At 60.0% G+C, this 1155-nt stretch carries 1 protein-coding gene; it reads right to left on the bottom strand.

What is annotated here, in order from left to right; all coding sequences use genetic code 11:
• A protein-coding gene (locus BLT73_RS16935; RefSeq protein WP_090525768.1) for an IS3 family transposase occupies window positions 1-1085 on the bottom strand; the annotation gives its coding sequence in 2 pieces (ribosomal slippage) (window positions 1-824 and window positions 824-1085; 1086 coding nt annotated over the 2 pieces). This gene is flagged as partial in the annotation.
• Between the last annotated feature and the right edge of the window lie 70 nt (window positions 1086-1155).

Below are 1155 nucleotides of genomic sequence, written 5' to 3'. Positions count from 1 at the left end.
CGCGGCCATTTTCAGCTTCATGGCGGGTGTGATCCCGCCGTTGCCCATGTTGGGACGTTCGTTGTTATAGGTCCAGAGCCATTTGGTGGCGGTCCGCTGCACCTCCTCGATGGTTTCAAAGATGTAGAGGTCCAGCCATTCGTGCCGGACCGTCCGGTTGTAACGCTCGACATAGGCGTTCTGTTGGGGTTTTCCGGGCTGGATGTAGGTCAGGGCGATCCCCTGCCTCTCGGCCCAGTTCATCAGCTTGGAACTGACATATTCGGGGCCGTTGTCGACCCTGATCGCCAATGGCCTGCCACGCCATTCGATGATCTGGTTCAGCGACCGGACGACCCGTTCGGCGGGCAGCGAGAAGTCGACCTCGATGCCCAGCCCTTCGCGGTTGAAGTCGTCCAGCACGTTCAGAAGCCGGAACTGCCGTCCGTCAGCCAGACGATCCGCCATGAAATCCATGGACCAGGTCATGTTCGGTGCGTCCGGCACGGCCAGTTCCTCGGGCTTCTCGCGCTTTAGCCGTCGCCGCGGCTTGATGCGAAGGTTCAACTCCAGCTCGCAATAGATCCTGTGAACCCGCTTGTGGTTCCAGATATGGCCTTTCACGTTGCGCAGATACAGAAAGCACAGGCCGAAACCCCAAGTCTTGTGTACCTTGGTCAATCCAACCAGCAGGTCCGCGATCATCTCGTTCTCGTCGTCGCGCTGCGGGCTGTAGCGATAGCAGGTCTCGCTCACCCCGAAGGCGCGGCAGGACAGCGAGATGCTGACCCCTTTCGTCGCCACCGCCTTCGCGGCCAACTCCCGGCGCTGAGCTGGCCGCGTCACTTTTTTCCAAGCGCCTCGCGCAGCAGATCGGCCTGCATGCTCAGATCGGCAAACATGCGTTTCAGCCGCCGGTTCTCGTCCTCAAGCGACTTCATCTGGCTCATCATGGACACGTCCATGCCGCCATACTTCGCGCGCCACTTGTAGAACGTCGCGCTGCTGATCCCATGCTCGCGGCAAAGCTCGGCCACAGGCACGCCGCCCTCGGCCTGACGCAGCACGGCCATGATCTGAGCCTCGGTAAATCTCGTCTTCTTCATCAGAATCTCCTCATCGAGTCTGCCGAGAAAATTCTACTTCCGCATCCCCTTAACCATGGGGAGGATTACC

Origin of the sequence: Paracoccus isoporae, from assembly GCF_900101865.1 — a bacterium.
Lineage (GTDB): Bacteria > Pseudomonadota > Alphaproteobacteria > Rhodobacterales > Rhodobacteraceae > Paracoccus > Paracoccus isoporae.
This window is presented reverse-complemented; position numbering and strand designations above follow the sequence as displayed.